Origin of the sequence: Pontibacter silvestris, assembly GCF_020907275.1 — a bacterium.
GTDB classification, from domain to species: Bacteria; Bacteroidota; Bacteroidia; order Cytophagales; family Hymenobacteraceae; genus Pontibacter; species Pontibacter silvestris.
The window spans coordinates 1-5806 of record NZ_JAJJWI010000057.1 but is presented as its reverse complement, the minus strand read 5'-3'; the positions used below and the strand labels follow the sequence as shown (position 1 = coordinate 5806).

Annotated in this window: 8 protein-coding genes; 5 read left to right on the top strand and 3 right to left on the bottom strand. The window is 42.0% G+C overall.

What is annotated here, in order from left to right; genetic code table 11:
* Positions 1-283: 283 nt before the first annotated feature.
* Both LN995_RS21360 and LN995_RS21355 read left to right on the top strand, forming a co-directional pair.
* Positions 284-694 carry an STAS/SEC14 domain-containing protein gene (locus LN995_RS21360; RefSeq protein ID WP_229963130.1) on the top strand — a complete coding sequence of 137 codons (411 nt, stop codon included), beginning with the start codon at positions 284-286 and terminating at the stop codon, positions 692-694.
* A gap of 71 nt (positions 695-765) precedes the next feature.
* The gene (locus LN995_RS21355) at positions 766-1164 is read left to right on the top strand and encodes a hypothetical protein (RefSeq protein ID WP_229963129.1); all 399 of its coding nucleotides are present in this window, start codon (positions 766-768) and stop codon (positions 1162-1164) included.
* Positions 1165-1596: 432 nt separating this feature from the next.
* Here the strand turns inward: LN995_RS21355 and LN995_RS21350 are convergent, their stop codons facing one another.
* On the bottom strand, positions 1597-1776 hold the full coding sequence (locus LN995_RS21350; protein ID WP_229963128.1) for a hypothetical protein: 180 nt from the start codon (positions 1774-1776) through the stop codon (positions 1597-1599).
* A gap of 187 nt (positions 1777-1963) precedes the next feature.
* Here LN995_RS21350 and LN995_RS21960 point away from each other — a divergent pair, with 187 nt between their 5' ends.
* Together LN995_RS21960 and LN995_RS21340 are read left to right on the top strand one after the other, a co-directional pair.
* Positions 1964-2200, top strand: coding sequence for a response regulator (locus tag LN995_RS21960; protein ID WP_317206989.1), 237 nt, complete (start codon positions 1964-1966; stop codon positions 2198-2200).
* Positions 2201-2531: 331 nt separating this feature from the next.
* Complete coding sequence (locus LN995_RS21340; RefSeq protein ID WP_229963127.1) at positions 2532-3611, top strand: sensor histidine kinase; 1080 nt, start codon at positions 2532-2534, stop codon at positions 3609-3611.
* A 25-nt stretch (positions 3612-3636) separates the two neighbouring features.
* Here LN995_RS21340 and LN995_RS21335 read toward each other — a convergent pair whose 3' ends face one another.
* Both LN995_RS21335 and LN995_RS21330 read right to left on the bottom strand, forming a co-directional pair.
* Positions 3637-3846 (bottom strand): hypothetical protein, encoded by a 210-nt coding sequence (locus LN995_RS21335; protein ID WP_229963126.1) that lies wholly within the window; start codon positions 3844-3846, stop codon positions 3637-3639.
* A gap of 373 nt (positions 3847-4219) precedes the next feature.
* Positions 4220-4474 carry a hypothetical protein gene (locus LN995_RS21330; protein ID WP_229963125.1) on the bottom strand — a complete coding sequence of 85 codons (255 nt, stop codon included), beginning with the start codon at positions 4472-4474 and terminating at the stop codon, positions 4220-4222.
* A 208-nt stretch (positions 4475-4682) separates the two neighbouring features.
* Between LN995_RS21330 and LN995_RS21325 the strand changes: the two genes are divergently transcribed.
* Positions 4683-5282, top strand: a complete 600-nt coding sequence (locus tag LN995_RS21325; protein WP_449581399.1) for a transposase — start codon at positions 4683-4685, stop codon at positions 5280-5282.
* Positions 5283-5806 lie beyond the last annotated feature (524 nt).

Below are 5806 nucleotides of genomic sequence, written 5' to 3'. Positions count from 1 at the left end.
CCGCGCTATCCGACGATTTCAGGACGGGTCAATATAAATGGGTGTAAAGCAAACATGCAGTAAATTAACTCGTCCATGAGCAAAGGTTCTAAACAAGAAGCAAAAGTAGCCTGAACAATTAACAACAACTGAGAGGCACAAGAAAGTACCAGGAATATTGGCACGCAACCTCTTGAAAGAAACTATGTACGTATAGCTGCACTTGAGAAAGAAAAAAAAGTTACCTTAGCTTGAATTAACTCCTTAATTTTGTATTTATTGGTAATATTTACTTCTGTGCATAATGCAAGAACTTAAAAGTGTTTTTGGGAAAAAGTTTATCACCATATCCATAGACATTGAAAACAAGTGGATACACACAAATTGGGTAGGTTACTTAACACACGACAATATCAAAGCAGGTGCTTTGGCATATATGAATGCTGTAAGGGAGTCAGGGTTTAGCTGCGTACTCAACGATACGAGGGAGGTTCTCGGAAGCTGGGACCATTCTCTTGATTGGGTTGTAAACGAATGGGCATCGCAGGCAGCCTCTGCTGGTATTAGGAACTTTGCCCTTATTGCTTCACCTGAGTCTTTTGCAGAGTCAACAGCTTCTAACTTTCACGCAAACAACAAAGCATTTGAGGTTAGGGTGTTTGCGGATAGAATGAGTGCCGAGGCTTGGCTACGGCAGCATTCTCTGAGTAAATAAAACAATCAACAATATTTATTCAGAAGCGTAATGCTTACTAAATTTTTTTAAAGATGGAGCAGCAGGTAAGGTTGAAGAAAGTATTTGGCGATGTGTTTTTTACAGCCACAAGAATTAACAATGACTCTATTTTGTATGCTCAGTGGTTTGGTGTGCAGTCAGTGGAAACAGTTAAAGAGGGTGGCTACAAGATGCTTGATATGATAAAGGAGCAGCCTTGCGCCAAGCTGCTGAATTGTAACAAAAATGTGGTCGGTTCCTGGGATATGGCACTTGATTGGGCAGAAAATACATGGACTCCCCTTATGAAAGAGGCAGGCTTACGCTATCTGGCACAGGTTCTGCCGAGCAGTATTTATGCAACGCTTACCATCGAAAACCTAATACAGCAGATAGGCAAAGACTTGGAAGTAAGGATATTTGAAGATAATGAAGAGGCAGAAGCTTGGTTGCTATCAGTAGACAGATAGCAACTAATGCTTTAACGTAAATTGCCTATGACTTCTCTATATCATCCATTAAAATAGCAGCGAGGCTTTGAAGCATCTTCTGGTCTGACACAGAGAACTCTCTCGGCACCTTGTCAAAATGCACACAGCACCTATATTGAAACCATCTGATGTGGTCGTAAGTGTTTGCAACGAAGCGTTAGAGCAGCACAAACATGGAGCCGTGCATCAGGTGTAATGCATCGCCTTGTTTTTCCATACAGATACATTCTATGTATGTACAATATTACAAAATAATCCTGTTAGACTCGTTATAAAGCAACAGGTGACACCATAGACACTATACGAAGACAATAAGTTTGCGCCTTATGATAAAAGGTGCTACTATCTACAACCATTATCATATTATTGTAATTTCATAACGAAATTTAAGTTATTCAAGATTTACTCAATCTATTCACTAAGTACCTGCGCAATCTTATCTTTTCTGCGACCTTTCATCCAGCTTTTAAAGCCGTTCAGCGAGTTTCGTAAGCCCAAGCTTATGCTTGTTCCGAATGTCGTTTTAAGCTGCTCTTGGGCTTTGATTTCGTCTGTTATCCAAGCTTCTGTAATAACATCGGTAAGCTTCATCAGCTACGAAATGTACTCCTGCGAGTATAGCACCACCGAATAAAGCTGTACAGAGCAGTGTCGTAGAATATAGGAACCAGAGTGCAAATGCTGTGGTAGAATTGCCTGCACGTAGCGTATGAGGTTTTGGCACATCCGACACTGGCACTGAACCATAGTCTTTGGTATAGCTATATTAAGATAAACTTTGAATCTTGTTTGCATGGGGTATATAGAAAAAGTCCTCATCATTGACGATGATGAAACCAGCATATTTCTGACCAAGCGCATACTCAGCAGCATGGGCATCGGCTCTGATGTTCAGACAGCGCTGAACGGTCTGGATGGGCTGAAGCTTCTCAGTGATGCGAAGAAGAAACAGCTTCCGCAACTTATCCTACTGGACGTAAGGATGCAGGGGATAGATGGCTTTACCTTTCTTTAGGAACTGGGAAGGCTTGACTATGTAAACCTGATTGACACGAAAATCGTGCTGCTTAGCAATTCAAAAGACCCAAAGGACATAAGGGCAGCCCAAAACCACATGGCGGCAGCATACCTGGAAAAGCCTCTAACGAAGGAGAAGCTACACAGCGTGCTTAACCACTAAAGCCTTGAGGCTGGCAACCTCGATGTAACGCTGCTTCAATAGCAGAGTGGCTGTACAAAGCCCTTATGCTTACTTGCATCCGGGGTGTTTGGCTTTGATAACTACACATTCAGATACTGCGTAATGCCTCAACTTAAGCAATGTGGTTTTGAAAGAGCAAATAACAATGATGAAAGAATCATCCAACAACAAAGGTAAATTCGAAAAGCTAATCGAGTTAAACGATGAACTCGAAAACTATTTCAATAACACGATAATACCGCAGTTGTTTGTGGATGCAGATATGATTCTGCGCAAGTTCACGCCCGCTGCTATGAAGCACTTCAAGCTTTCAGCCGATGATGTGGGCAGGCACATAGACGAGGTGTCCAACAACATCCGCTTCCCGACCATCATCGAGAACATCACCGAGGTGATTGAGAGCAGCAAGGATTTGGAGAAGGAAATCCAGACAACCGATAAGGTGTGGTATCAGATGAATATACTACCCTACATCATCAGGAAAGAGAATAGGACAAACGGTGTTATCATCACCTTCATCGACATCAACGACCGCATCCAAGTCCTGAAGGGGTACGAGAGGCTGAGCAGAGACTACGAAAACATAATCCACTCCATCTCCCATGACATAAAAGGTCCGATTTCCAACATGGAGGGCTTAATAAGGATTCTAAAAATGACACCAGCGAGTGAAGAGGATAACAAGCTAATCATCGACATGCTGAGCGAGTCGGTGGGTAACCTGCGCAGAACGGTGGAAGACCTCGCTGATGTCAACCACGACATGGAATTTGCTAAAGAGCCTGAGCGTGTAAACTTCGAAAATGTAATAGAAGACGCCAAGCTTGCGCTAAGGGATAAGATAGCGGAGTCCAACGCAAAAATAAGTACCCAAATTGGGGTAACAGAAATCAGCTTTTCCCGAAAGAACATAAGAAGTATCATCTACAATCTGCTCTCGAACGCCATCAAGTACAGAAAGCCAGATAGCGAACCCGTGGTTACCATTTCTACAGAGAATTCTGGGGAACAAATTATGCTAAAAGTGAGTGACAACGGCTTGGGTATAGCGGAAGACAAGCAGCAGGACATCTTTAACCGCTACACCAGGCTGCATACCGATGTTGAGGGTACTGGCGTTGGTCTGTTCATCGTCAAAGGAATGGTGGAATCCATGGGCGGCAGGATTGAGGTAAAAAGCAAAGAGGGCAAGGGAACATCCTTCATGGTATACTTTAATAACTGAAATAAACTGTGCGAAAATTGGTACATTATTTTGTGTGCCAAACAACAGCGTGCTTTTGTGTCTGCCTTAGTTCCTGCACCCTTTTGTTCAGATTCTCTCTGGTGTAGGCGGTTTCTGTAGCCATCTCAGGTTGTTTCTTGGAAAAATAGTCCAGATATAGCAGGCACTGGCTAACCTCACCAGCACCCAATTTGCGAACATCTACTTGTCTGATATAGTCATATAAGTTATCCATGTACAATTTTACGAAATCAGCAGGTTTTGCGGATATTTATAAATACTGAAACTTTAACAGATTAATACTTAAATGTTTGTAATAAATATTTATGCGTAATATACTGATGCCAGGTCAGTAAGCTCTGTTTTAATTTTCAGGATGTAGCATTTTAGTGGTGTTGTTACTAAATATCTTATGTCTTGATACAAGGGCATTAGAAAGTAGCTGAATTCAAAGGGCTAATAAGAAAGTGGAAGTATGCGACCGCATACTTCCACTTTCTTACAAGATTATCAAATCTATATCCACAGTCTATGATTAATAGATGACTTAACTCTCTTCTAACAACACAGCACAAATCTTCTCTTTTCTTCGACCTTTCATCCAGGTTTTAAAGCCGTTTAGCGAATTGTGTAAGCCTTGTAGTATTAAGCTGCTCCTGGGCTATGATTTCGTCTGCTATCCAAGCTTCTGTAATTGTATCTGCTTTATGAAGAAGGTGGTATTCGGTGTATGAAATTAACCCGAAACCCTGTTCATGGCACTCATTCAAATACGACCTGTATAATCTATCAAATTCTAAGTCATTAGATGCATTATCTACTTGTTGTAGTTCCTCAAAATTAACTTCGTATTTACTTTTCATGATTTATAATGTTTAAGTACAAGCATTATAAACCAGAAAAGGGTTTTGTTTTAAATCAGCATCATTTTTTTTCATAGCTGATATATTAGAGCATATTTAAATTTTAGAAAGGGGTAAAAAAGTGCGAGTCAGTCCGTAAGCTAAAAGTGACCAAACTGTAAAGCTTATGGAATCTCACTATAAGAGACTAACTGACTCGTAATGGGAAGTGGTGTGGCAATCGCTGCCTGTAGAAAGGAAACGTCTATACAGCCTTCGGGTTATAGTAGATGCTATTTTTTATGTTCTTCGTGTGGGCAGCCAGTGGCGGAACCTTCCAGAGAGCTTTCCTAAATGGGAGTTGGTATATTACTACTTCCGCAAATGGCAGGCAGACGGCACGCTGGAGAGATTAAACTTCTCGCTCAACATCAAGGAGCGCGAAAGGCAGGGCAAAGTAAATCCGCCAAGCCTGATGAACATTGACTCACAGTCTGTTAAGGCGGCTCCCTTTGTGTCTGAACAGACAGGCGTGGACGGTAACAAGAAGATCAGCGGGCGCAAGCGGCACATGATCACTGACACACTGGGGCTGGTGTGGGGCGTGGTAGTGCATAGTGCCAATAAGGCCGACGGCGCTCTGGCCGAGCGGGTGGTGGCCCCGCCTGCACCGGATGGGGANAGGCTTCGTGCCTGGTGGTTTGGAGGTGGGTCACGGAGCGGGCTTTCGGCATGTTCAACTTCTTCCGCAGGCTGGATAAGGACCACGAAAAGACACCTGAAAGTGCTCAAAGTTGGGTACTGTGGCATAATTGTCAAATCATATTAACTAGAATAAGTTAATTGTCAGATACTTAAAATTTAAACATGCTCTTAGAACCTATGGTTGTAGATTGAATTAATGAATAATTATTATCTTTATACAAGACACTATACCTTCTGAATATAATATTTCTAAGTGTGAGGAAGGAAATAGTAACAACAATACGCACTTACTATACAACATTTAGACGATTTGTTGTATAGTAAGCTGATTACTGCAAGATATTTTACTGATTTTGAATTTGTTAGCGAGGAAGTTTCTAACAAAAATGCGCACCCGAGAGGATTCGAACCTTTAGAAAGTATAAAGTAAAGCCTCTCAATAGCTTATGCGAGCTTATTTTAGTGCTTTGGCTAAGTTGAACCTGGACTTGCAATGTTTTACTGGAGACTTTTCAGGCAGCCACAGCTTGGTTGTACAGCAGGTTTCATACTGGCAGGGAGTCTGGTAGCCAAGGGCTGAGTGTCTTCATTTCCGGTTATAGAAACTTTCGATATACTCAAACACAGCCAGCCGGACCTGCTGCCTGG

Bases quoted from the DNA above. Each gene is read 5' to 3' on its own strand.
- LN995_RS21335 (WP_229963126.1), bottom strand. From the start codon at position 3,846: ATGGATAACTTATATGACTATATCAGACAAGTAGATGTTCGCAAATTG.
- LN995_RS21350 (WP_229963128.1), bottom strand. From the start codon at position 1,776: ATGAAGCTTACCGATGTTATTACAGAAGCTTGGATAACAGACGAAATC.
- LN995_RS21330 (WP_229963125.1), bottom strand. From the start codon at position 4,474: ATGAAAAGTAAATACGAAGTTAATTTTGAGGAACTACAACAAGTAGAT.
- LN995_RS21340 (WP_229963127.1), top strand. From the start codon at position 2,532: ATGATGAAAGAATCATCCAACAACAAAGGTAAATTCGAAAAGCTAATC.
- LN995_RS21360 (WP_229963130.1), top strand. From the start codon at position 284: ATGCAAGAACTTAAAAGTGTTTTTGGGAAAAAGTTTATCACCATATCC.